General features: G+C 46.5%; 22 protein-coding genes. 15 read left to right on the forward strand and 7 right to left on the reverse strand.

The features are described from left to right. Positions 1-113: 113 nt before the first annotated feature. The 5 genes from purD (at position 114) to AC0YNT_RS25730 (ending at position 5,867) form a co-directional block, all read left to right on the forward strand. On the forward strand, positions 114-1,382 hold the full coding sequence (purD, locus tag AC0YNT_RS25710; protein WP_475807160.1) for a phosphoribosylamine--glycine ligase: 1,269 nt from the start codon (positions 114-116) through the stop codon (positions 1,380-1,382). Between the two features lie 636 nt (positions 1,383-2,018). Next, positions 2,019-2,840, forward strand: a complete 822-nt coding sequence (locus AC0YNT_RS25715) for an alpha/beta hydrolase (protein ID WP_475807161.1) — start codon at positions 2,019-2,021, stop codon at positions 2,838-2,840. Between the two features lie 84 nt (positions 2,841-2,924). Continuing rightward, positions 2,925-3,989 carry a DUF3048 domain-containing protein gene (locus AC0YNT_RS25720; protein WP_475807162.1) on the forward strand — a complete coding sequence of 355 codons (1,065 nt, stop codon included), beginning with the start codon at positions 2,925-2,927 and terminating at the stop codon, positions 3,987-3,989. 241 nt (positions 3,990-4,230) lie between these two features. Then, positions 4,231-4,842, forward strand: a complete 612-nt coding sequence (locus AC0YNT_RS25725; RefSeq protein WP_167278819.1) for a DUF47 domain-containing protein — start codon at positions 4,231-4,233, stop codon at positions 4,840-4,842. A gap of 29 nt (positions 4,843-4,871) precedes the next feature. After that, the gene (locus tag AC0YNT_RS25730) at positions 4,872-5,867 is read left to right on the forward strand and encodes an inorganic phosphate transporter (protein WP_475807163.1); all 996 of its coding nucleotides are present in this window, start codon (positions 4,872-4,874) and stop codon (positions 5,865-5,867) included. Between the two features lie 76 nt (positions 5,868-5,943). Here AC0YNT_RS25730 and AC0YNT_RS25735 read toward each other — a convergent pair whose 3' ends face one another. The 3 genes from AC0YNT_RS25735 to AC0YNT_RS25745 all read right to left on the reverse strand — a co-directional run bounded on the left by AC0YNT_RS25735 (position 5,944) and on the right by AC0YNT_RS25745 (position 9,530). Beyond that, the gene (locus AC0YNT_RS25735; RefSeq protein ID WP_475807164.1) at positions 5,944-7,293 is read right to left on the reverse strand and encodes a lytic polysaccharide monooxygenase; all 1,350 of its coding nucleotides are present in this window, start codon (positions 7,291-7,293) and stop codon (positions 5,944-5,946) included. A gap of 753 nt (positions 7,294-8,046) precedes the next feature. Continuing rightward, the gene (locus AC0YNT_RS25740) at positions 8,047-8,721 is read right to left on the reverse strand and encodes a hypothetical protein (protein WP_475807165.1); all 675 of its coding nucleotides are present in this window, start codon (positions 8,719-8,721) and stop codon (positions 8,047-8,049) included. 236 nt (positions 8,722-8,957) lie between these two features. Beyond that, complete coding sequence (locus AC0YNT_RS25745; RefSeq protein WP_475807166.1) at positions 8,958-9,530, reverse strand: hypothetical protein; 573 nt, start codon at positions 9,528-9,530, stop codon at positions 8,958-8,960. A 337-nt stretch (positions 9,531-9,867) separates the two neighbouring features. Between AC0YNT_RS25745 and AC0YNT_RS25750 the strand changes: the two genes are divergently transcribed. The 6 genes from AC0YNT_RS25750 (at position 9,868) to AC0YNT_RS25775 (ending at position 15,803) form a co-directional block, all read left to right on the forward strand. Continuing rightward, entirely contained in the window at positions 9,868-10,158 is a 291-nt protein-coding gene (locus AC0YNT_RS25750) for a YerC/YecD family TrpR-related protein (RefSeq protein WP_028612369.1), read from the forward strand. A gap of 4 nt (positions 10,159-10,162) precedes the next feature. Continuing rightward, positions 10,163-10,951: a sirohydrochlorin chelatase gene (locus tag AC0YNT_RS25755; RefSeq protein ID WP_475807167.1), complete on the forward strand. Its 789-nt coding sequence runs from the start codon at positions 10,163-10,165 to the stop codon at positions 10,949-10,951. A gap of 20 nt (positions 10,952-10,971) precedes the next feature. Further along, on the forward strand, positions 10,972-11,886 hold the full coding sequence (locus AC0YNT_RS25760; RefSeq protein WP_475807168.1) for a diacylglycerol kinase: 915 nt from the start codon (positions 10,972-10,974) through the stop codon (positions 11,884-11,886). Positions 11,887-11,998: 112 nt separating this feature from the next. Next, positions 11,999-13,522 carry a 23S rRNA (uracil(1939)-C(5))-methyltransferase RlmD gene (gene rlmD / locus AC0YNT_RS25765; RefSeq protein WP_475807169.1) on the forward strand — a complete coding sequence of 508 codons (1,524 nt, stop codon included), beginning with the start codon at positions 11,999-12,001 and terminating at the stop codon, positions 13,520-13,522. Between the two features lie 641 nt (positions 13,523-14,163). Beyond that, on the forward strand, positions 14,164-14,799 hold the full coding sequence (locus AC0YNT_RS25770) for a glycoside hydrolase family 11 protein (protein WP_475807170.1): 636 nt from the start codon (positions 14,164-14,166) through the stop codon (positions 14,797-14,799). A gap of 77 nt (positions 14,800-14,876) precedes the next feature. Beyond that, on the forward strand, positions 14,877-15,803 hold the full coding sequence (locus AC0YNT_RS25775) for a formylglycine-generating enzyme family protein (RefSeq protein ID WP_475807171.1): 927 nt from the start codon (positions 14,877-14,879) through the stop codon (positions 15,801-15,803). Positions 15,804-15,911: 108 nt separating this feature from the next. On the opposite strand, the gene AC0YNT_RS25780 is transcribed toward AC0YNT_RS25775, so the two are convergent. After that, positions 15,912-16,367, reverse strand: coding sequence for an S-layer homology domain-containing protein (locus tag AC0YNT_RS25780; RefSeq protein WP_475807172.1), 456 nt, complete (start codon positions 16,365-16,367; stop codon positions 15,912-15,914). Here AC0YNT_RS25780 and AC0YNT_RS25785 point away from each other — a divergent pair. From AC0YNT_RS25785 to AC0YNT_RS25800, 4 genes are all read left to right on the forward strand, one after another. After that, complete coding sequence (locus AC0YNT_RS25785) at positions 16,336-16,878, forward strand: histidine phosphatase family protein (protein WP_475807173.1); 543 nt, start codon at positions 16,336-16,338, stop codon at positions 16,876-16,878. The genes AC0YNT_RS25780 and AC0YNT_RS25785 overlap by 32 nt on opposite strands. A 16-nt stretch (positions 16,879-16,894) precedes the next feature. After that, positions 16,895-17,920 carry an alpha/beta hydrolase family protein gene (locus AC0YNT_RS25790; RefSeq protein WP_475807174.1) on the forward strand — a complete coding sequence of 342 codons (1,026 nt, stop codon included), beginning with the start codon at positions 16,895-16,897 and terminating at the stop codon, positions 17,918-17,920. A gap of 162 nt (positions 17,921-18,082) precedes the next feature. After that, positions 18,083-19,138, forward strand: coding sequence for a CapA family protein (locus tag AC0YNT_RS25795; protein ID WP_475807175.1), 1,056 nt, complete (start codon positions 18,083-18,085; stop codon positions 19,136-19,138). A gap of 96 nt (positions 19,139-19,234) precedes the next feature. After that, entirely contained in the window at positions 19,235-20,107 is an 873-nt protein-coding gene (locus AC0YNT_RS25800; RefSeq protein ID WP_475807176.1) for an aminoglycoside phosphotransferase family protein, read from the forward strand. A 55-nt stretch (positions 20,108-20,162) separates the two neighbouring features. Here AC0YNT_RS25800 and AC0YNT_RS25805 read toward each other — a convergent pair whose 3' ends face one another. The 3 genes from AC0YNT_RS25805 to AC0YNT_RS25815 are packed head-to-tail and all read right to left on the reverse strand — an operon-like array spanning position 20,163 to position 23,787. Then, positions 20,163-21,260, reverse strand: coding sequence for a Ger(x)C family spore germination protein (locus AC0YNT_RS25805; protein WP_475807177.1), 1,098 nt, complete (start codon positions 21,258-21,260; stop codon positions 20,163-20,165). Then, entirely contained in the window at positions 21,257-22,357 is a 1,101-nt protein-coding gene (locus AC0YNT_RS25810) for a GerAB/ArcD/ProY family transporter (protein ID WP_475807178.1), read from the reverse strand. Before AC0YNT_RS25810 ends, AC0YNT_RS25805 begins: the two co-directional genes overlap by 4 nt. Further along, on the reverse strand, positions 22,354-23,787 hold the full coding sequence (locus AC0YNT_RS25815; RefSeq protein WP_475807179.1) for a spore germination protein: 1,434 nt from the start codon (positions 23,785-23,787) through the stop codon (positions 22,354-22,356). Before AC0YNT_RS25815 ends, AC0YNT_RS25810 begins: the two co-directional genes overlap by 4 nt. Between the last annotated feature and the right edge of the window lie 9 nt (positions 23,788-23,796).

The raw sequence follows: 23,796 nt of genomic DNA on the forward strand, positions 1-23,796 counted from the left end.
AGAGCAAGTTGAATAGCGGAGCTTCTTCCGGGTCATTATGGCGCGGCAAGACCAGCTTCGCTATTAGCTATTAATTAAGATAAGTATCTATCATCAGGGGGTAAATAAGAGCGATGAGAATTCTAGTTGTCGGCGGCGGCGGCCGCGAGCATGCTGTTGTTTGGGCGCTGAAGAAAAGCGATAAGGTTAAAGAAGTATTTTGTGCACCCGGTAATGCAGGTATTGCGCAAATTGCAGATTGCGTGCCAATCGCGGTTCATCAATTTGATGAGCTTGTGAAGTTTGCAAAGGATGCGTCTATTGATCTTGTCTTCATCGGTCCGGACGATCCACTTGCAGCAGGTATCGTAGATGCGTTCGAAGCGCATAACATTCCGGTCTATGGCCCAAACAAAGCGGCAGCGGAGATTGAAGGCAGCAAGATCTTCATGAAGGACCTGCTTCGCAAATACAATATCCCAACTGCCAAATACGAGACTTTCACGGAATATGAAGCAGCTCTTACTTATTTGCGTGAACAATCCGTGCCAATCGTTATTAAAGCGGATGGTCTTGCAGCAGGCAAAGGCGTAACGGTTGCTTACTCGCTGGAAGAAGCAGAGCAAGCACTCAAAGAAGCCATGGTTGATAAAGTATTCGGCGATGCTGGCAACCAAATTGTCATCGAAGAATTCCTCGAGGGCCAAGAAATGTCGATCCTCGCTTTTGTTGATGGTGAGACAGTTAAAGCGATGGTACCGGCGCAAGATCACAAACCGGTATTCGATAACGACAAAGGCCCAAATACAGGCGGTATGGGTACATACTCCCCGCTGCCGCATATCGAGCAATCGATTATCGATGAGTCGATCCAGAATATTATTATTCCTACGGCTAAAGCGATGGTAAGCGAAGGACGGCCATTCCGCGGCGTATTGTTTGCTGGTCTGATGATTACTAAAGATGGCCCTAAAACAATTGAATTTAACGCTCGTATGGGCGACCCTGAAACACAAGTTGTATTGCCACGCCTCAAAACCGAGCTGGTTGACGTTGTTCTAGCGTCTTTGAACGGACGTCTGGATCAACTGGAGCTTGAGTGGAGCGAAGAAGCAGCGGTATGTGTCATCGTTGCATCAGAAGGCTACCCGGCATCGTATCCGAAAGGCCGTGAGATTACAGGCCTTGAGGCAGCAGAAGCACAAGGCGCGCTTGTCTTCCATGCCGGTACTGCCGAGCAGGATGGTAAAATCGTGACTAGCGGCGGCCGTGTTCTTGGTGTTGTTGGCCGTGGCCGTGATATCGCGGAAGCACGTGCCCGCGCTTATGAAGCGGTAAGCGTCATTCATTTCGACGGCATGCATAACCGTACGGATATTGCAGCAAAAGCGTTGAAGGGTTAAGCCCCATTTGTAGCCATGTAAAACAAAGAAAGCGGTCAGCAGGTATCTACCTGCATGACCGCTTTCTTTGTTTTCTTCTATTGCTGCACTGGATTATATACAGTCTGAATGCTGTAAATAGGTAGTACTTCATTCTACAATGGATTCCATACAGTAAAATCTGCTCTATTGGTCCATTCCAGCTTAAATTTATAAAATTATACTGGATGAAATCCAGTATAGCCTTAGCTGCGGTATCTGAGGACTTATTTTTACTGTACAAAATCCAATGTAGTGTTGCCCCTTAGTCTTGCGGGTTACTCCTTATAGAACAGCAGGCTGCGGTCAAGGATGATATATAACACGGCAACGAATATGCCGGCAAGCAATAGAACCGTAAGCCAATGATCAGTGAGCCAAGTGATCCACATCGGCAAGGGAATCATCTCCTTGGTTGGACAGTAGTGTGCTAATTGTAGATTGAGCAATCATTGGCTGTGTTATTCGTCTGATGGGAAAATTAATGGACAGCTATGCGGACAGAATAAGACTATTGACACCATCCTTATACAGGTGATAATATGAACTCAATTAAATCATAGTATTCGGGTAGGAATTATATATAAATGAGAAAGTAACCGCAGGAGGACATCTTTTATGGAAAAACAATTATTGCTGCGTCATGAAGGGCTTGAGCTGACAGCTACGCTTCATTATCCAACGGATCATGCGAAGGACAGTTCGAAAAAGAAGCAAGCCATTATTATATGCCATGGATTTATCGGAAGCCGGGTAGGCGTTGATCGGTTATTCGTTAAGACTGCTCGTGCGCTTGCAGCGCAGGGTTCCTACGTGCTTCGGTTCGATTATGGCGGCTGCGGAGAGAGCAATGGCGACTATGGTGCGCTGGGCTTTGATAGCATGATCGACCAGACTCGTACGGTTATTGATTATGTAGCGGAGATGGACTGCGTAGATCCAAGAAAGATTGTTCTGCTGGGACATAGCCTGGGTGGTGCGATAGCCATTATGACAGCTGTACGTGACAAACGCGTAAAACGTCTTGTCTTATGGTCACCAGTAGCGTATCCGTTTAATGATATTGTTCGTATTGTGGGGCGTTCTGGCTACGACGAGGCCGTGCAGAAGGGCAGTACCGATTATGCAGGCTTTACTCTTCAGCCGGTATTCTTCGAATCTCTGCTACAGCATCAGCCGTTCCAATCGGCAACTCGCTTTGGCGGAGAGGTACTGCTTGTCCACGGTACAAGCGACGATCTTATTCCAGTGGATTACAGCTTCCTATATCAGAAGGTATTCTGGACGCGCAGCGACGGGCTATGCGATAAGGAGATTATTTTCCAGGCTAACCATACGTACTCTTCAAGGCATCACCAGGAGGAAGCGATTCGTGTCACTTCCGAATGGCTGGAGGGGCTCGATAAACAGCAACAGGATTGGCATAACTGGAGTATTTAGGAAGACAATCCCTGCTTTTTATGATTAAATGGTAGTATTCGACTTTTTCGACTCTATCATTCTCTACTAAAAGGCGGGGAACTCATGGGCAGACGATTACGCAGTATATTCATTTTTGGTTTACTAATCCTAGTCTTATCGGCATGCAGCAGCGGTGCGGGCAGTAATACGGAGGAAGCCACACCAACACCTACAGCATCAACCGAGCCGGAGGCTACTCCAACACCAGAACCAACACCGGAACTTGGCTTTACAGCTCCTCTGACAGGACTGAAACGTGAAACGGAAGCAGCGGCACGTCCAGTTGCGGTTATGATTAATAATTTAAAGCCGGCGCGTCCGCAATCTGGACTCACTAATGCCGATGTTGTATGGGAAGTATTAGCCGAAGGCGGAATCACCCGGCTTGTTGCGATATTCCAAAGCACAGATGCGGTGAACGATGCGATTGGCCCGATCCGAAGTATTCGTCCTTACCTGATTGATATTGGCGAAAGTTATGGCGCTATCCTGGCCCACTCAGGGGCAAGTAATGATGGCTATGATATTTTGCAGCATCAGAATAAGCCTTATCTCGATGAGATTTCGAATGCGGGCCCTTATTTCTGGCGCAGCAAGGACCGTAAGGCACCGCATAATTTGTATTCTGAGCTTGCGAAGCTGCGGGCTGGGGCGGAGAAGAAAGGCTACAAGAGTGATGTAACGGTACCTACTTACCCATTTGCAGAAGAGGGATCGACAGCTTCGGGAGAAGCGGCTGCATCCATTGAGATCAAATTTTTGCTGAAGGATTATAAAGTTTCTTATGCTTATGATGAGGCAAGAGGTGTTTACAAACGTTCCATTAACGACGAACCACATACTGATCTTAATAACGGCGAGCAGTTGACTGCTGCCAATGTGGTTGTGCTTGGTGCGAACCATAAAACACTGGATGATTATGGGCGTCTATCTGTTGACCTCCATGCAGGTGGGTCAGCGATCTTGTTCCAGAAAGGCAAAGCGGTGGCGTGTGAATGGGTTCGGAGCAAAGACAACATGGTCCGATTGATGAAAGATGGAGCAGAGCTCACTTTTATCCCAGGGAAAACGTTCTTTAACGTCGTTCCGAATACACCAACTTTTGCAGAGCATGTGATTTATGGGTAAAAAATAAACTTGTCGGACACACTCTAATTAGGTGTAGAGGGTGACCGCGTAAACAGCCATAAAGGATATAATGGCGGTGCGCTCCTATGCGGAGCGCGCCTTTTTATATTTTTTTTGCAAAAACGCAAACTTTTCATAAATCCTTTACATTCCCTTAACAATTCTAAAGTAAACTGTGTTAAGATATTCTGGGCTCATTTCGAATGAAGCCTAACCATCCAGTCGGGCAAAGGGGATTAAGATGTTTAAGAAAAAGGATATTTTCTTTAAGACTTTTGAAGAAATGGCAGATACACTGGTTGATGCAATTGAATACTTCTCAAACGGTGTTTCGGACCTGTCGGATGTTACTTTGTTTGCAAAAACAATGAAAGAGTACGAAAGCAAGTGTGACCAATTTGTTCACACCATTCTGAAAGAACTGAACAAAACGTTCATTACCCCAATTGAGCGAGAAGATATTATGGCATTAACTTCGTCTCTGGATGATGTGCTTGACGGTATTGAAGCTTGCGCATCGCGTTTTGAGATGTACAATATTCAAGAAAAAGACGAGTACATAACGTTGTTCGGCGATATTTTGCTTCGCTCGGCGAACCAAATCAAGAAAGCAATCTACTTGCTGACAGACAAAAAACTGCTTGCCATTCGTGAGCCTAACATTGCGCTTAACGAGCTGGAGAACCAAGCCGATGATCTGCTTCGTGTAAGCATTAAGAGCCTGTTCACGAATGTGAAGGATCCGATTGAGCTCATGAAACGGAAAGAAATCTACGAAATGTTGGAGCAAACGACCGACTACTGCGAAGATGTAGCGAATACGCTGGAATCGATCATTATGCGCAACAGCTAAGCTTACACGGAGAGTAGGAATCAATTCAAATGGATTCAATCACTATATGGATGGTTGTCATATTCGCGCTCGGTTTTGACTTTATAAATGGTTTTCACGATACGGCGAACGCTATCGCAACGACGGTATCGACGCGGGCGCTTAAACCAAGGGTAGCCATTATTATGGCGGCATGTATGAACTTCATTGGAGCCATTACCTTCACAGGGGTTGCTAAGAAGATCGGCAGCGGTGTTGCTAACCCGGCTGATTTGCCTAACGGGGTAGAGATCGTTATAGCAGCACTTATCTCGGCGATTATATGGAACCTGCTAACCTGGTGGTTCGGCATACCTTCTTCCTCGTCACATGCCTTGATCGGCTCGCTTGCTGGTGCTGTAGCATCCGGCGCAGGATTTGATGCGATAAACGCACATGGTTTTGTCGATATCATTAAAGCGCTAATTTTCTCGCCGCTTATTGCTTTTACGATTGGTTTTATCATCATGTGGATTCTGAAGCGAATATTTGCGAAGTCCAGTCCACATCAGGTGAACAAAGGATTCCGGTTCGGTCAGATTTTGACCGCCGCATTCCAATCGTTCTCCCATGGTACAAATGATGCTCAGAAGGCGATGGGTATTATTACATTCGCTTTGGTAGCTGGAGGCATTCAGGACCATCTGGATGTTCCGCTGTGGGTTAAGATGTCGGCGGCTTTGTCCATGGCACTTGGTACATCCATTGGCGGATGGAAGATTATTAAGACAATGGGTACAAAAATCTTCAAGATTGAGCCTATCAATGGCTTTGCTGCAGATGTAGGCTCGGCTGGTGTTATCTTGACTGCAACGATGATGGAACTGCCAGTCAGCACAACGCATGTTATTACGTCGTCAATTCTCGGCGTAGGCAGTGCGAAGCGCTTCTCCAGTGTCCGTTGGTCGCTCGCTGGCAAGATTGTTATTGCTTGGGTAATTACAATTCCAATTACGGCGCTCTTAGCAGCAGCTATTTATTGGATTATTGATAAGGTGTTCTTTTAAGTTTGGACAAGTTATAAGTAAAAGTGCCGGAGTAGTCTACATAGACTCACCCGGCACTTTTTTATTGGATTCTGATTTATTGCAGCTGCCAAAGTGCAGGTACATTAGAAGGTTCCCAGCCAGTCAGAGAAGTATGGGCTTGCAGGCATTTGTAGGTAGATCCGTTGTAGGTGACAAGTGCTCCAACCGCATACGAGGTATTGGCTGCCCAAGCAGGAGCGCCTGTGGAAGCGGCCGTATTACCGCTGATGGTGCTTGCTGCGGATTGGTTGCCAGCAGCATCAATGGCGTAAACCGAGAAGTTATAGGTTGTGCTTGCAGCCAGACCCGTAACCGTATAGGACGTGGCAGAGCCAGCGGTCGTTGTTACGAGAGTCGACCCGTTGTAGATTTTATAACCGGTCACCGCTACATTATCCGTAGAAGAGCTCCACATCAGCATCAAGCTGGATGAGGTTGGCGTACCCATAATATGAAGTCCGCCTGGTGCGGATGGTGCCGTCGTATCTACGGCCGGTGGTGCTGTTGTTGTGACGCTTAGGCTGTTGCTGGCACTGGATTCATTTCCGGCTGCATCCACGGCTTTGACGGTGAACGTATAGGCTGTACTTGCAGTAAGACCAGTAACGGTATAGCTTGTTCCCGTACTTGATGTATTCGCCACTAAGGTACTGCCATTGTAGATTTTATAGCCAATCACGCCAACGTTATCCGTTGAGGCGTTCCATGACAAGGACACGCTGGTGGATGCAGTAGTAGTTGCAGCAAGGGAGGATGGAGCGGAAGGAGCTGTCGTATCTACCGGATTCGTTCCGATAAAATTAACGTCGATCACGTTATAGAAGGCATTTGCCGTATCGGCAACCTCCCATACCGCAAGAATGACTTGGTAGCCGCTTCGTGCTGGAACATTACATGTATTGGAGTAGCTGAAAGGTGGTTGTGCACCGTTGTAGGCAACGGAGCAGAAAGGCGTCAAGTCAAAGGAATCACGGGTAAGTGCGGCATTTGAGTTCCAAGTTGGCTTTGTAATGTAATATTTCCAGCTTGCAGTGGAATGATTGGCTGTCAGCTTCCACGTGAAAGTATTGGTGCCAGAGGATATGTTCACTTTCGACCAACGGGTAGCGGACTGCTCATCAAGCTTTGGAAATGCTCCGTTTGCACTTGCGATCTTACCGTCTGCAGGACCTGCGGCAGGGAAGCCTTTAGGTGCTTCCAAGCTTTGCGGCTCATACACGATGGAACCACAATCGGTATTGGCACCGGATCTGCATAGCGCCGCCCGGCTTGCCGGCCCTTCCACATAGCCATGTGAATACGCTTTTGTTGTGTTGAACAACATGCTTACGACTGTGAGTACGAGGAGAGCGCAGATAATGAGTAGTTTTGCTGGGGTTGGCCGCGAAAATCGTAATACGGACATTACATCATACCTCCTAAGAAATTGGTTTTATATAAACTCGTTGAGCTTATATCGGCCAAAACAATGAAGGGTAGCTGCTGCAGTGGATAGGGAATGGATGCGGAGGAGACTAAGGGAAGAAGAGCAAGAAGAGCAAGAAGAGCAAGAAGAGCAAGAAGAGCAAGTGGAGTAGTGCTTGCTGGGAGAAATTGAATTAAAGATTATAATGTTATAATCATTGTAGGTGAAACGAAGGAATTACTCATGAGTCTTTTGGAGTAAATTACCATAATGATGAAATTTTTGATCAAAATCTAGATGCGTATGTGCAAAATTAAATCAAGTGGCTTAGCAGAAGCAACACAAAGGCTAAATTTCGACACGGCGTCTAGGTCAAAAGTAACGTGAGAGGCTTGTACAGCTTCCGCTGTGTTCGACAAAATCAGACACAGCGGTGTCGACTTCTACTTCATAATGAGGGATTCTGAGCTGTAGCTCGTTGCTGAGCTCGTCATGGTGCGAGAGTGAAAGTAGCTATGAGATTGTACCGGTGCGATAGTGAGGGAAACTCATTAATTAGTGAGACAATTGTGTGCTAATTGAGATCATAATGGAGCAACAGTGAGGCTAGGCTCATAGTTAGTGAGGGTCAACGTGTGAATAAGGCGTAAACCTTCACTATTTCGTCTAGCGCCGCTTAGGCATACCAGTATAGCGACCATTATAGCGGAAAGTCTCACAATTAGTGAGGTTTTCCGCTGAACAAGTGGTTGCTTAGTCCGAGATATAATCCATCAGTATGTAGGTTGTCGTACGTTGCTTAGCTGGTAACCTACGTATAATTGAAGCTTCTTCGAATCGACGCATCCAGTCTACGGCGGTGCGATTGTTGATCTGGAACTCGCGTGCAACGTCGCTTGGTCTAAGTCTACCTTGTTGCTGTAATGCCATTTGGATAATCCACTGTTTACGCAATTCCCACATGTCCGTCGTTTGCTTCATTTCCCGCAGATAAGTCATTGACCACCAATGACCGATGGCTTGCTTTACTTTTACGATACATGGCTGAGGCTGAGGCTCAACCTGCCAGGCCGTAGATCGGAGGACGAGCCAGCCGGATAATACGAGGTCATTTTGCCGAGATAGATGATCCTGAAATTCGGCAGGCGAGATATCTCTTGCGTGGGTAGTAAAATCGTCAATTTCGATGACGAGCTTCATGCCATTTTTCACATAGACGAAATCGCAGAATCGCCGTCCTCCCTTATGATCAACAAAAGGATGCTCAGCTTTAAGTCCATCGAAGTTATCTCCGAAAGCAGGTCCCCATACCCGCTCAAGAAAATACATCTGTGACCGCTCCAGTTTGTTGCGGAAGGATCTACTTAAAATAGCTTCCCGCTCGAAGGAATCAATAAAGTGCTGCAAAGAGGAACTAACCGCTGTCATGTAAAACTCACTCCTTTCAATCATGGTATATCGGAAAAAGAAAACACCCCGACTGCAGCCAATAAGGCTGCAATCGGGGTGTGCTTCACTCCGAACGATACGTATAGCTTCATCATACTCTGCAACTAGTATTTGAAGCAATAGTGAGGACGGGGTCTGGAGGGAGAGACTCTGTCAGTATGCGTTGGAGGTGCAATGTCCAAGGGGAGTAGTGGATGAGCTCCCCTGGTTTAACCTCAAGGCTGACGTTTCCGCTTGCGGCGGCGTCCAGCGGATCCGGTTGGCTTTTTGCGGCGCTTGCGTTTCTTAGGTACTACTTCTACATCATCGTCTGAAGTGTCGCTGCTGGAGTCCTTTTTGAAGGAACCAAATATTACCTTTACCAGCGGGGCCATCTGAGACACACTGGATACCACTTTCTGCACTTTACCGACAGTACTCAGAATGCCATCCAGACCACCAAGGCGGTCGACAAAGCCCTTGATCTCCGTCATGTTTGGCATAGTGAAGCCGCCAGCTTTAGCCGGAGTTGTCGTTTCCACCATTTCAGCAGCTGTCGCCGGTACAACGACAGGTAAGCTTTCCTCTTGTTGTATAGGAATCTCTTCTACAGAGAAGACAGGAGGCGCAGGTGGAATTGGGGCGCTGCCATTGCCGAAGCCAAGAGGATTCTGGAAGCTGTTCATGCCTTGGCTGCCTGCTTGATTTCTGGCATAGCCGCGTCGGTGATGGCCGCTATGCGGCGAGTGCGGCGGATACTGGTGATGGTTCGGATTGCTGCCGCCACCAGGGTAGCTCCGGTAATTCACGCGGATCACAACCTTTTTGTCAAAGTGTATAACGCTTCCCTGCTCCGTCCGCTTCCATCCGGGACTGCTTAGACTGCACGCGAGGTCTGGTCCCGTATGTCGTATAGGGAAGTATTCCTGATATTAGTCTATGGCATAGGCAAACATGCGGATTGGACGAATGACCCGATTTTATATAAATAATGTGGATAATAACCTAATCTGATCGCTTACATCCTGTAAAGCGTGAATACGGTAATGCTTGAATAACCCCCCTAAAACCGATACAATGTGAGTAATAAACAGTTATAGAAATGCTGTAAATGCGCGTGTAATCACGCCAGAGGAGTGAATGATAATGCAGCTCAAAAAGCTGAATGATAAAGCGATTGACCAATTGTTCGAAGCGATCCTGACTTTAAAGTCGGTTGAGGAATGTTATGTCTTTTTTGATGATTTGTGTACGGTTAATGAGATCCAGTCATTATCGCAGCGTCTTGAGGTAGCACGTATGCTGGGTAAGGGCAGTACTTACAATCAAATTGAGGCGGAAACAGGCGCGAGCACGGCAACCATTTCCCGGGTTAAGCGTTGTTTGAATTATGGTAACGATGGGTATAAAATGGCTTTAGAGCGTTTAGGCAGATAGTGCCATGAAGCCGGGGATTCTAGTCATCAGTCATGGTTCGAGGGAAGCAGAATGGGTTCGGCTGGTCGATGAGGCGGTTACCGCTGCTGCAGCCTCCCCGCTCGTAAGAGGCGTGCCGGTCTATTCTTCTTTTCTCGAAATCGTGGAAGGCCGTTTGATTCAGGATGGAATTAATGCGTTAGAAGAGCAGGGCGTTACGGATTTATTCGTTCTGCCCTTATTCATTTCGTCAGGCAGCACACATGTCGATGAGATTGGGCAAGCGTTTGGTCTTCCTCCCGCAGCGGAGCTGGAAGGGGATCTTGGAACCTTCCGGGTGCAGGCGAATGTCAATTACGGTATGCCAATCGATGATGATTCAGATATTGCGGAGCTGCTGCTGTCGAATATTAAGTCATTATCTGTCCATCCTGAAACAGAGACGGTTATGCTCATTGCCCATGGCAGCAAGGAGAAGGTCTTCCATGAACGCTGGCAGCAAGGACTGAATCTGCTCGCGGAACGTCTGAGGAAGCTAGGCGGCTTCGCCCATTCGGCGACAGCCATGCTCCTCCCAGATCAAGCGGCAGAACAGGTAAGAGCTCTGCAGCAAGAGCGGCCGAATGAAGCGGTTATTGTTGTTCCTTTGTTTTTGAGCAAGGGATATTTTACGAAAACGGTTATTCCTACAAGATTAAAGGGTCTTAATTACCGGTATAACGGGCAGGCGATGCTGCCTCATCCAGCGATCGAACGCTGGCTGGAGCGGCGGATGGCGGCTTGGCTTCAGGAGAATGAGATGACCGTTTTTTGAAAGAAATGGTGGGTTAGTCTATGAAGCGTGCAAGATTGATTTACAACCCGACATCGGGAAGAGAAGAAATGAAACGGCGTCTCCCGGATATTCTGCAGAAGCTCGATCAAGCGGGTATTGAAACGAGCTGTCATGCAACGATCGGAGCGGGTGATGCAACGCTTGCAGCAGCAGATGCGGCCGATCGTGACTACGATCTGATCATCGCGGCAGGCGGTGATGGTACAATTTATGAAGTTATTAACGGACTTGCGAATAAGCCGAACAGGCCGCCTCTAGGTATTTTACCACTTGGAACAACCAATGATTTCGCCCGTGCGATGGGTATCCCGAAGCATTGGGAGTATGCTTGTGACCTCATTATTCAGAATTACACACGGCCAATCGATGTCGGTCAGGCTAATGAGCGCTACTTCATTAATATTGCAGGGGGAGGCTCACTCACCGAGCTGACCTATGATGTGCCGATCAAGCTGAAGACGATGATTGGGCAGCTGGCGTATTATTTGAAAGGGTTAGAGAAAATGACCCGACTCAGCCCAACAGAGTTAGTCATCGAAGCAGAAGGAGTAGGCAAATTCCATGAGGAATTTATGCTCTTCCTGATCTGTAACAGTAACTCCGTTGGTGGATTCGAGAAGCTGGCGCCGGAATCCAAGCTGGATGACGGATTGTTTGACGTTGTGCTGCTCAAGAAATGTAACCTCGCCGAGTTTATCCGGATCGCTACACTTGCCCTTCGAGGTGAGCATCTGAATGATTCCCATGTCATTCATTTCCGGACGAATAAGATTAAGGTGACCTCACCAAGCTACGTCCAAATTAACTTGGACGGCGAATATGGCGGTACGCTGCCGTTTACGTTCTCGGTATTGCCTTCGCATCTGCGAATTTTTGCCGATGAGCTTGGCGAAGCAACTTATCGTCATCGTTAAGAGACAAGAGTAAACCTCTATTGGCAGGCTTTGTGCATGCCTTGGAGGTTTATTTCTTTTTGCAGATGCATTACACTATAGGGATAATAGCATGAGGAAGCGGAGAGCAATAATGAATAGAAATCAATCGCGTAATGCGGGTTCGAATAGAAAAGGCAAGTCGCAGGCTTCGGCCGGCAAGGGGAATAATGGACGAGCAAGAGGTGGTGCTCAGGCTGTGGTAGTTGATGCTCCTGTGCAAAAAAATGATGAGGTTGTCGTTGATATTATCGGCTTAACTCATGACGGAGAAGGGGTAGGCCGAGCAGATGGCTTCACCCTGTTTATTCAAGGGGCGCTCCCAGGCGAACGAGTACGGGCGAAAGTGATGAAGGTGAAGAAAACTTTCGGCTACGCTCGTCTTCAAGAGCTGCTGGATGCAAGCGCGGACCGCGTTGTACCGGTATGCGGTATTTATGACAAATGCGGTGGCTGCCAGCTTCAGCATATGAATTATGATGCGCAGCTGAGCTGGAAACGCCAGCATGTCATTGATGCGCTGGAGCGGATCGGTAAGCTGACGATTGCCGGCGATGATAAAGAAGGCGTTGTGGTTCATCCGACGGTTGGGATGACTGAGCCTTGGCGCTATCGTAATAAGGCGCAGGTGCCGATCGGAGCGGGAGTATCCGCCAGCGGCAGCCAGGAGCTGATTGCAGGTTTTTATGCGAAAGGCAGTCACCGCATCATTGATACGGATGAATGCCATATCCAGCATGACCGGAATGACGAGGTTGTCCGTATTGTGAAGACAATTGGACGTGAGCTTGGTGTGTCAGCCTATGATGAAGAATCTGGCCAAGGACTGCTTCGCCATGTGATGACGCGGACTGGTTTTGTGAGCGGCGAGATTATGATCGTGCTTGTGACAAACGGCCGGAAGCTGCCACAAGCTGAACAATGGGTAGAGCGTATTCGCACCGCGCTGCCTGAAGTGAAGAGCATCGTGCAGAACGTTAACACACGTGATACAAACGTTATTTTTGGTGATGAGACCAAGGTATTATGGGGCAGTGAGGTTATCTATGATGAGCTGGATGGTATCCGTTTCGCGATATCAGCACGTTCGTTCTATCAGGTCAATCCGGCTCAGACAGTGGAGCTATACCGCAAAGCAGTAGACTATGCACAGCTGACTGGTACAGAATCAGTGATTGATGCCTATTGCGGCATCGGGACGATTTCGTTGTTCCTCGCGCGCAAAGCCGGACGTGTTTATGGCGTTGAGATCGTGCCGGAAGCGATCGAGGATGCGAAACGTAATGCTAAGCTGAACGGCATTACGAATGCCTCTTTTGAGGCTGGTCCTGCGGAAGTGGTAATCCCGCGCTGGCGTGAAGAGGGGATTATCCCCGATGTTATCGTTGTAGACCCGCCTCGCAAGGGCTGTGATCCAGCACTTCTCGACACAATCCTGGCTATGCAGCCGGAGCGGGTCGTATATGTAAGCTGCAATCCTTCGACGCTGGCGCGTGATCTTCAGACCTTAGAAGTAGGCGGATATAAGACGGTGGAAGTGACACCGGTCGATATGTTCCCTTGGACTTCGCATGTAGAAAGTGTCGTACAGCTTAGATTAAGAGAGTCTTTGAATTAAGCCTCATGTATTTAACAATTCAATATTTTTTTGAAAGACACGGAATTGCTCCTTCTGTGTCTTTTTGTATTTTTAAGTTTATTCCGCTTTTGACTCGGATGGAACAGCTCAATTAAACGGCGGAGATGTTACGGTCAATGGAGAAAAGATTACTGAAATTACCTAATCACGCGGTGGTGGAGGCCGAGGGGGAGCAGGCGGCGGTAAAGGCATGCGCTAATAGACACAAAAAACCTTCGCTTAACAGCGGATTGAAGGTTTTTTATGCCAAGCGCCGTCCTACTTATATGTTGCGTACAGCAATATATAGCTTACCATCTTGTTCAATCACGGCAACTATTGCTTGGCCATCTGGCGTCCATTCCACCTCAAGCAACCGGCTGCTCCGTAATGGTGCCAGTAGAAGCCCATCATAAATGTTGCGAAAGGTGAAATTACTTAAGAAATTAGGGATAGACCTTTAATCTGTTCCGTATCCATGAAAGCGTTTTCCTTTTATACTCTTTTCAGAGAGGAGGTTACAGTAAGAAATTGGTAGATGGCAATGAGGAATAATTACAGTACTGCAGCTAGAATCAAACGGAAATAAATGATTCAAGTAGTATGTAAGTCCAGTCAAACCAAATTCTAGGAGGTAGATTATGTTTAAAATTAAAAAGAAAATCGCGGTAACATTACTTGCAGCTTCTATGAGCATTGGCTTGTTTGCAGCTTCGGCAAATGCAGCAACAGACTATTGGCAAAATTGGACGGATGGCGGCGGTACCGTAAATGCTACCAATGGATCTGGCGGTAATTACAGCGTTTCATGGTCAAATTCAGGGAATTTTGTTGTTGGTAAAGGCTGGGGTACTGGATCAGCTTCCCGCGTTATTAATTATAATGCAGGAGTATTTGCGCCAAGCGGCAACGGATACTTAACGCTTTACGGATGGACAAGAAACTCCCTTATCGAATATTATGTTGTCGATAGCTGGGGTACTTACAGACCTACTGGAACATTCAAAGGCACTGTAAGCAGCGATGGCGGCACTTATGATATCTATACAACTCAACGGGTTAACCAACCTTCCATTGATGGAACGGCAACCTTCACTCAGTTCTGGAGTGTTCGTCAGTCGAAGAGAGCGACAGGCAGCAACGTTGCAATCACATTCAGCAACCACTTTAACGCTTGGAAGAGCAAAGGAATGAACCTGGGAAGCAACTGGTCATACCAAGTACTCGCGACCGAAGGCTACCAATCGAGCGGCAGCTCTAACGTAACAGTCTGGTAAAAATAATAAATTGATAGAAATAAGGCCTGCCGGTCTCACTGCCGGCGGCCTTATGGATTTTAAAGGAGATCAAAATAATGAGAAAGCCAATCATCTTCCTTCTGATAATGGCAATGGTTATGATCAGCGCTTGCTCGCAAGATAAGCCCGACAAGACGGGGCAGACGGAAAGTAAGGAAAGTCCTGTGGCGACTAGTACTGGCACGACTGACAAGACAGAAAAGACGGAAAAGACAGACAAGATGACCAACTTTGTGTTGGTCAAAGGCGGTATTTTTAAAAATACAAAATCTAACTACTATGGACTAAATGGAACACTATCTAATTTTTATATGGGTAAATATGAAGTGACTCAAAAAGAGTGGACCGAGGTCATGGGAACTAACCCCTCACAGTTCAAAGGCGATGATCTGCCGGTAGAGATGGTGAGCTGGTACGACGTCATTGAGTACTGTAATAATAGGAGTATTAAAGAGGGTTATAAACCGTTTTATAACATAGATAAGAATACGAAAGACCCGAATAATAAGAGTGAAAACGATGATATAAAATGGATAATTACAGTCAACGCAGAAGCTAATGGTTACCGATTGCCAACAGAAGCAGAATGGGAGTATGCCGCAGGCGGCGGTCAGATGAGCAAGAGCTACACGTACAGCGGAAGTAATAATCCCGATGAAGTAGAATGGTATTGGAGAAATGCTGGGGTAAAGCCGTTGTCTGGGGATTGGAACTGGCCAGCAATTGAGAACAACCATGTTCAGACCAAACCCGTTGGTGGTAAGACACCAAACGAGATTGGACTCTACGATATGTCAGGTAACGTAAGGGAATGGTGCTGGAACTGGTACGGAGACTTGAATAGCGATAGTGGCTCTTTACGGGTTGTTAAAGGCGGCGGCTGGATCGGCGACATTAGCAGTAGTGAGACAGCTTTTCGAGGGAAGTTTGAGGCGAATGGCTTTGGCCCCGATCAAGGTTTTCGTGTGACCCGAAATGGGTAAAAGGGAAATTGGCATAGTGACTAGAGGCACGGAATTGTTCCGTGTCTTTTGTGTTTATTTACAAAAACAACCTTAGCTCGGCAATTAACCGGACTAAGGTTGTTTCGTTTATTGAGGGTATAGAAGGTTGTTAAGCATGACCGCAGCTTCCGCTCGGGTTACGGCTTTTTGGGGAGCGAACGTGCTACCCGGCATGCCCTGCGTGATTTGCAGCTCCGTTAAGAGCGCCACTGCATCTTGTGCATACCCCGCAATGCTCGTGACATCCTTCGCTAAGCTGTCCAGGTTGATCATGGCAACGGCGTTGTCGATTTCCTCAGAAGACAGCTGAGATACGTAATAGTTGGAGCCGACGAGCCCGACCTCCTCTGACCCGAACGCAAGGAAAAGGAGATATTCACAAACATAGCTTTGAAAATGGAAACTTTTGAAAGTGGTTAAGAGTCTAATATATATATTAATTTTATAGGTGTGCCTATTTGCTATTTGTTTTTGCGTATGTATCGAATTAGTACATAGGGAGAGAAGCGATATGAAAAATATATATGTTGTCAGACATTGCAAAGCAGATGGGCAGGCGCCTAATGCTGGGCTGACGGAGTCAGGTGTTCGGCAAGCGGAAGAGCTTGCTGCTATTTTTATGGAGAAAGAGATTGATTGTATTCTATCAAGTCCTTATGAGAGAGCAGTTCATACCATAAAACCTCTAGCTGATCGGCTTAGTATAGAAGTGGAGCTGGATCATAGATTGGCTGAGAGAGTCTTATCCAGCGAGAACCATCCTGATTGGCGTGACAGACTTCGGCATACCTATGATGACCTGGATTTATGCTATGAAGGCGGTGAATCCAGCAGTACGGCTATGAACCGCGCTGTTAGTGTAGTTCTGGAAGCCCTCGAACTTGAAAAAAACAACATTATAGTCGTTTCGCATGGCAATCTGATCTCTCTTCTGCTGAAGTACTTTGATGATCGTATCGGGTTTAAAGAATGGGAAGCTTTGTCTAATCCGGATGTATTTCATTTTACTTTCTCAGAGGATACTCCGGTTATTCGTCGTATATGGGCGGAGTAAAGGAGCGGGTGAAAGTATGAATTGGACGATGGATGCAATGCTGAAACAGTTGTATGAACATACGGCAGCAGACAGACGGCAGGCTATTCGTACAGCTTCGGCAGAGGAAAAGAGAGCTGGGATGATGAAGAAGCTAAAGCAGGCGTTAGGAACATTACCCGATAGGAAATATCCGCTTCATGCTCAGGTCATTGATCGTATCGATTACGGCGATTTTATATTGGAAATGGTTACTTACTCAACGATGGAGTCGGTTGATGTGCCGGTGTGGGTACTTGTTCCGAGAGGAAAAGAGGGTCCATTACCAGCCGTGCTCGCCTGCCATGGGCATGGCAACGGGATGAGTGATGCGGTGGGCTTTGACGAAGAAGGTCATGAACTGGAGGATCCCGGTATTTATAACCGCTTTGCGGTTCAACTGGTTCGACAAGGGATGATTGTTGTCATTCCTGAAATCATGGGCTTTGGTGATCGTCGGCTGGGGAGCGAGCTGAAGGGGAGATCAAACAGCAATAACTCCTGTGCAGCTTTGGCCGCTCAACTGCTCATGTACGGAAGAACATTAGCAGGGATGAGAGTATATGAAGCGATTAGAGCGATCGATTATTTGGAATCCCGACCAGATGTAGATGCTGGGAAGATTGGTGTGTTCGGGTTTTCTGGAGGCGGCTTAATTGGGGCGTATACATCTGCACTAGACGAGCGTGTGAAAGCAACGGTATTATGCGGCTGGGTCAATACGTTTCAAGGCAGCGTGCTCGCTATGTCTCATTGTATAGATAATTATTTGCCGGGCATTGTTCTTGAAGCAGAACAGCCGGAGCTTACGGGGCTGATTGCCCCTAGAGCATTGTTCGTAGAATCCGGAGAGTATGACCCGATCTTCCCGGTGAAGGATACGCGGAAGGCAATCACTATTCTCCAGGAAACCTATGCCGAATGGGGAGTGCCGGAGCATCTCGAGTCGGATATTCATCCAGGCAAACATGAGATCAGCGGTAGAGTATCCGTTAGCTGGCTCTATCAAAAACTAACAGAATAATAGAGAATAGCAGGAGCCGTGTGTCACGGCTTCTTTTTTTTGCAAATCTCCATGCCCATTCCTTGTCTTCTAGTAATCTATTTCCTTCTACGAGCATACATATTAGTAGATTTCACGCAGAGGATTAATAGATTTCGGAGAAGACATGGAGGGTGGATATGGATGGTTATTCTAAAGTACCTTGCGGCTATTCTTATTTTTGTAGGGTTTAATCTGGAATCAGCTTCTGTAAGCGGTGACGCTGTTCAGGCTGCTTCTGCGAAGAAGGTTGAACAGGACAAGCCGATTGAGATCAGCTTTGCCGGCGATATTTTGCTAGATGGGAAAGTAGCCGCTAATATCGATAAGTACGGTATTGATTATCCATTTGAGAAAGTACGTGATATTTTATCCGGATCAGACATCAGCTTCGCCAACCTGGAGACTCCGATCTCGACACGCGGGCAACAGGCCAACAAAACCTACACCTTCCGCTCCGCTCCTAAAACACTCGAAAGCATCGTGAACTCCGGGATCGACGGGGTATCGATTGCCAACAATCATATGCTCGATTATGGGGTTGATGCCCTGAAAGATACCGTACAGAATTTGGACAAGTATAAGATTGGCCGGACTGGTGCTGGGAACAACATAGACGAAGCCTTTACTGCTTATTCCAAAAAGGTGAACGGTAAAAAAGTAGCCATCGTTGGCATTAGTCGGGTTCTGTCGGGACCCTCCTGGTATGCTGGGGATAAGAAAGCTGGTATCGCTTCCGGCTATAACTTTGATCTGATGATGCGCTATGTCAAAAATGCCGTGAAATATTCCGATATCACCATCATCTATATCCATTGGAATAACGAGTATCAAGATTACCCGGAGGATTATGCGAGAACGTATGCGAAGGCTTTTATCGATGCTGGAGTTGATGCGGTGATGGGAAGCCACAGCCATTGTTTACAAGGGATTGAGACGTATAAAGGGAAACCAATCTTCTACTCCCTCGGAAACTTTGTGTTCACACCAACGCAGCGTTCGAACAAAGCTACCGATTCCATGATTGCTACTTTGACATTCAATGGAGATAAGGTTAGCAGCAAAGTTACACCGGTCAAATTAGTAAATACGAGACCAACTCTTAGAGAAGCAGCCTACAACGAGACGACTTATGCTAAACTCAACAAGATTTCCTTTAATGTAAAGGTCAATGATGACGGAACAATCTCGGAAAAATAGTATAGATAAAGTTCGAATATAACCAAACTCAACATTGTAACAAAGCACAACGGGAACTATACTTTCGTCAAATGGAATTTGTACTGGAGTGATGATATGAATACGTTCACCATAAATACCGAGCTAGTCAGCCGATTAATTAAGAAGCAATTTCCGCAATGGGCAGACCTGCCGATCCGTCCAGTTGAAAAAGGAGGATACGACAACTTCACCTTTCATCTAGGTAATGAGATGAGTGTGAGGCTGCCAAGGGACGAGGGACACGCACCACAAGCTGAGAAGGAAGCGTACTGGCTGCCAAAGCTGAAGCCCTATATTTCTTTGCCTATTCCAGCTCCACTAGCAAAAGGAATGCCTGACGAGGAATATCCTTTTTACTGGTCAGTGAATAAGTGGATTGACGGAGAGACGTTAAGATACGACAATATCTCAAGTCAAAATGAATTTGCTGTGGAGCTTTCTTCCTTCATCAAGGAGCTTCAATCCATCGACGCATCGGATGGTCCAGCAGCCGGAGAGCATAACTATTTCAGAGGCTACCCTCCAATAGTCTACAATGAGGGGACTTTAGAAGCTCTTGAAACGTTAGGTGATTTAGTCGATACCGAGAAATGTCTAGAAATATGGAATCGAGCGACAGCATCTGAATGGACAAAGGAGCCTGTGTGGATTCATGGTGATATCGCACCAGGAAATCTTCTTGTAAAGAACGGTAAATTATCTAGCGTGATTGATTTTGGCATTATGGGTGTTGGTGATCCTGCTATTGAGCTAACGATGGCATGGACTTTTTTCGACGAAGAAAGCAGACGAGTGTTCCTTCAATCGGTGGGCCTGGACGTCGATACGGAAAATCGGGCAAGAGGCTGGGCGTTATGGAAGGCATTAATCACCTACGCCGCAGAAGATAAGGAGTCCGAATCGGCAAGAGAAGCGAAGCGGGTTATTAATGTTTTATTGGATGAATAGCAGGCTCAGGAACGTAACAAACAAGCGCCTACCTAACGGTAGGCGCTTGTTTGTTTTATTCCAAGATAGCGTTGTTGAGGATCCTGACCTTTACTTGTGGTTTGATACCCATCTGTGGATATTGCTCCCGCCAGCTCAATCCTGAGTATACATTAGGATGAAAGGCTGCTACTTCATGTGCCAACTGCAGGTAATCGCAATTAGCCTGCTTAAGGGTTGCAATCACTTTAGCTGCTTTTGAAGTTAGATCCGCTTCAATGGCTTTTTCCGTCTTAGCGAGTTCTTTATTGGTGTGCTTCTTTAATTCTGGGCCATCTTCGATTAATTTAACATCCATCTGTATGTCGACGGCTATATCGCGCAGCTTATCGGCATCCGTATTAATCTTAAAGTGACGCTTAGCATTCTGAACGAGAATGGAATAATGTATGCCGTTCTGTTCACCAATGATGAGCTGGTTTTTACCTGCTTCTCCTCCCATTAGGTTTGCGAGTTGAGTGTCTTCATTACTCAAATTAATCCCGGTATATCGCCCGTCACTAAATAATGAAGTGCCTGCAAGCCGCGCACTGTCCTTGTAGGGCTCGAACCGATTTAGCGCGAAGTCATTCATGAACTGCGTACCCCCAAGAATATAGTGTAGCAGTTTATTGGAAGGAATTCGTCCTCTAGTCTTCTCGTCATCCAATAAGCCGATTAAAAAATTAGCTACCGTCTGATCCTTCATGCTTTTTTTGGCCAACAGCTTCGAGAGATCGCCGTCATAGATCGCCAGATAAGCATATAACGGATTGGATGCAAATTGACTAGCAATATTCAAGTGGTCCAGTGGCTGTTCTTTGGCGAACTTAGTACTTATTAAATACAGCCGGGTCTCCAGAACAGAGAGGATACCGGGTGTTTCTTTGTTTGTTTTCGACACGGCCTCATAGAGGTTAGCCCCTGTTGTCTCCATAAATAAGGCAGACTGCCTGCCTCCTCCGAGGTTAGCTTCCCGAAGCGACGAAATGACAAAGTCAACCTTAAGCTGTTTGCTGTCATCTACGTAATCAATTCCGACCACATCAACAAAGAGCAGGTTTTTTAACTGCAGCTGATCAAGGCATCCCGTGAGAAGCAAGCAGAGGAAGAGAGCTGCGATTCCTTTTTTCATACTCCCCGCCTCCCAGCGCCTCTTAATCCGGAGATGATGAGCAGAATGACTGGTAATCCGACAACTAAGAAGATGGACAGCTGATCTTGAACCGTTGCCACTTGCAACAGGTCATTGCGCTTCGTCATAAAGAAGCCCGCAATGAAACAAATACATACGATAACCCAAACCCAAATATGCTGCTTACCCATACCTCCACTACGCAAATGCATGAAAGCTTTGGCTGCCATAAAGAAATAGACATAAACAGTTGCTGCTACGACACTTACATAGAAAATGAGGAACAAAATATCGACACTCTGTAAAATTTGGACCTTATAGTTCTTTAATATAAAAACAATCGGCTCTGGAATAACGATCAGCTGCTTCAAGCTAAACATCGTAGAGCAAACGAGACAGACGACGACATAGAACACAATTGTACAGGCGTTGGCAATGGACATGGTCCATAGTAGTTTCTTCTTGCTTTGAGTCTGCACGTAAGGGTAGGCATAAAGCAGCAAGTCATAGCCAATATAAGCGCTATATGCAGCATATATTCCTTTCAGAATCGGGCTCCAGCCATCGGATACAATAGGGAACAGATTCTTGGCGTCAAATCCATAAACTCCGCTAAAAGCGATAAGCAAAAAGCAGATGACGGGAAAGAGCATAAAAGATTGCGATATAAAGGCTAGCTTCTTCAGCGTTGAGGTTGCGGCATACCCACAAATAATCAGAAGCATTAGTAAGATAAGCCATCTCGGTGTGAGCGAAAACATCCATCTTTTTAAAATGTCGGTATATAGAGCAGTTATCAAGAGCCCGGAAAAGGCGTAATAGGTTCCATAAATCAAATTAATTAATACTCCGATTGGCTTGCCAACAATTTGGCTGGTGTAAGCATAGAAGTTTCGCCTAGGGTATAGGCTTCCCAGCCACCAGATCAATATAATTCCAAGCTGCGCAGCCATCCCGCTTAGAAGAACGGCTATCCAAGTATCATGTCCGGCTGTTGTTGCTCCAACATGAGGCAGGGATAATACTTCAGTGCCCAGCTGCGCCATGACCGTAAGGGAAATAAGCTGCCTTCCGGTGATATGCTCTTCCTTCCTCATCTTTTCCAACTCCTCGGACGCCGTAGCCTAGTTTGATTGTGAGGTGCCGTTTCTACTGGGCGATTGCGCATACTCCAGACTGGGGCACGCAAGAGTGTATCCTTCGTATCCTTAAGGGAAAAAGGCGGTGTAAAATAAGGAACACCCATCGTACTCATTTGGCATAGAAAAATACAAATGAACATGAAGAAAATCGCGAGACCCAATAGTCCAAAGAATGAGGAGAGAAGGATCGCGGGATAGCTGAGCAAGCGGACTGCACTGCTCATCTCATAGGAGGGAATGACAAATGAAGCCAGTCCTGTTAAGGCAGCAACGATCACCATCGTATTAGACACCAGATTAGACTGCACAACAACCGTCCCGATGACAATACCGCCAACAACGCCAATCGTCTGACCAACGGGACTTGCTAGCCGGATCGTGGCTTCTCTTAATATCTCAAGTAGAAGCATCATCGACAATGTCTCAACAAAAGGCGGGAAGGTGACATATTTGAGCGAGCTCTGCAACGTGTTAACGAAATTGATCGGCAATAATTGAGGATTATAGGAGCTGACCGATACATAAAAGGCAGGCAAGCCAATTGTAAGCAGAAAACAGCAAATGCGCAGAAGGCGGAAAGTCGAACCTACCAGCCAGCTGCTATGGTAATCATCCGGACTTTGAAAAAACGACCAGAACGTAACGGGCAAAATAATCGTATCAGGGGAACCAGCAGTGGATACAACAACCTTCCCCTCCATTAAATAAGCACGTGCACGATCAGGCCGTTCCGTGATAAGCAGCTGAGGAAATAAGCTGAATTTCTTTTCACGAATCAGTTCATCGATAAAACCAGGCGCTTCAACATAGTCGATGTCGATGTTTTTGAGTCTTTGATCCAATTTATCTATGATGGACGAATCGGCGATTGACTTGATATACATAACGGCTACTTTTGTCTGCGAAAGCCGACCTAAGGTATAGGTTTTGACGATAAGCTCCTTAGATGCAATGAGCTTGCGCATCAAGTTAAGATTGGTATCTAAGTTCTCAATAAAGGCTTCGTTTGCTCCCCGAAGTATCCGTTCATTCGTCGGGATATTAATGGAGCGCTCCTTCTTTAAATCCGCGCCAAGCAGATAAAGATGATTTTCCCCATTGCGATGCAGGACGGTTTTTCCACTAATGACCGCTTGAATCGCCTCCTCAAATAGCTCGGTTTCGGCAAAGTCGAGAATCGACACAACATCGCGAACGGCTTCTTGGGGACGGGACAGTAATGGCCTCAATATAAACTCTTGAATAAGGGAGGAGTCAATCAACGTGTCAAAATAAAACAGTCTATATTCAATCCCGCCGATGAATAGCTGCTTTGATTGGAAATCACTTTGATCGGAGAACAGCTGCTTGAAATAATGTTCTGTCACTGCAACAGATGGATCCACACGGTTTTC

It is taken from the genome of Paenibacillus sp. J22R56, assembly GCF_056269375.1.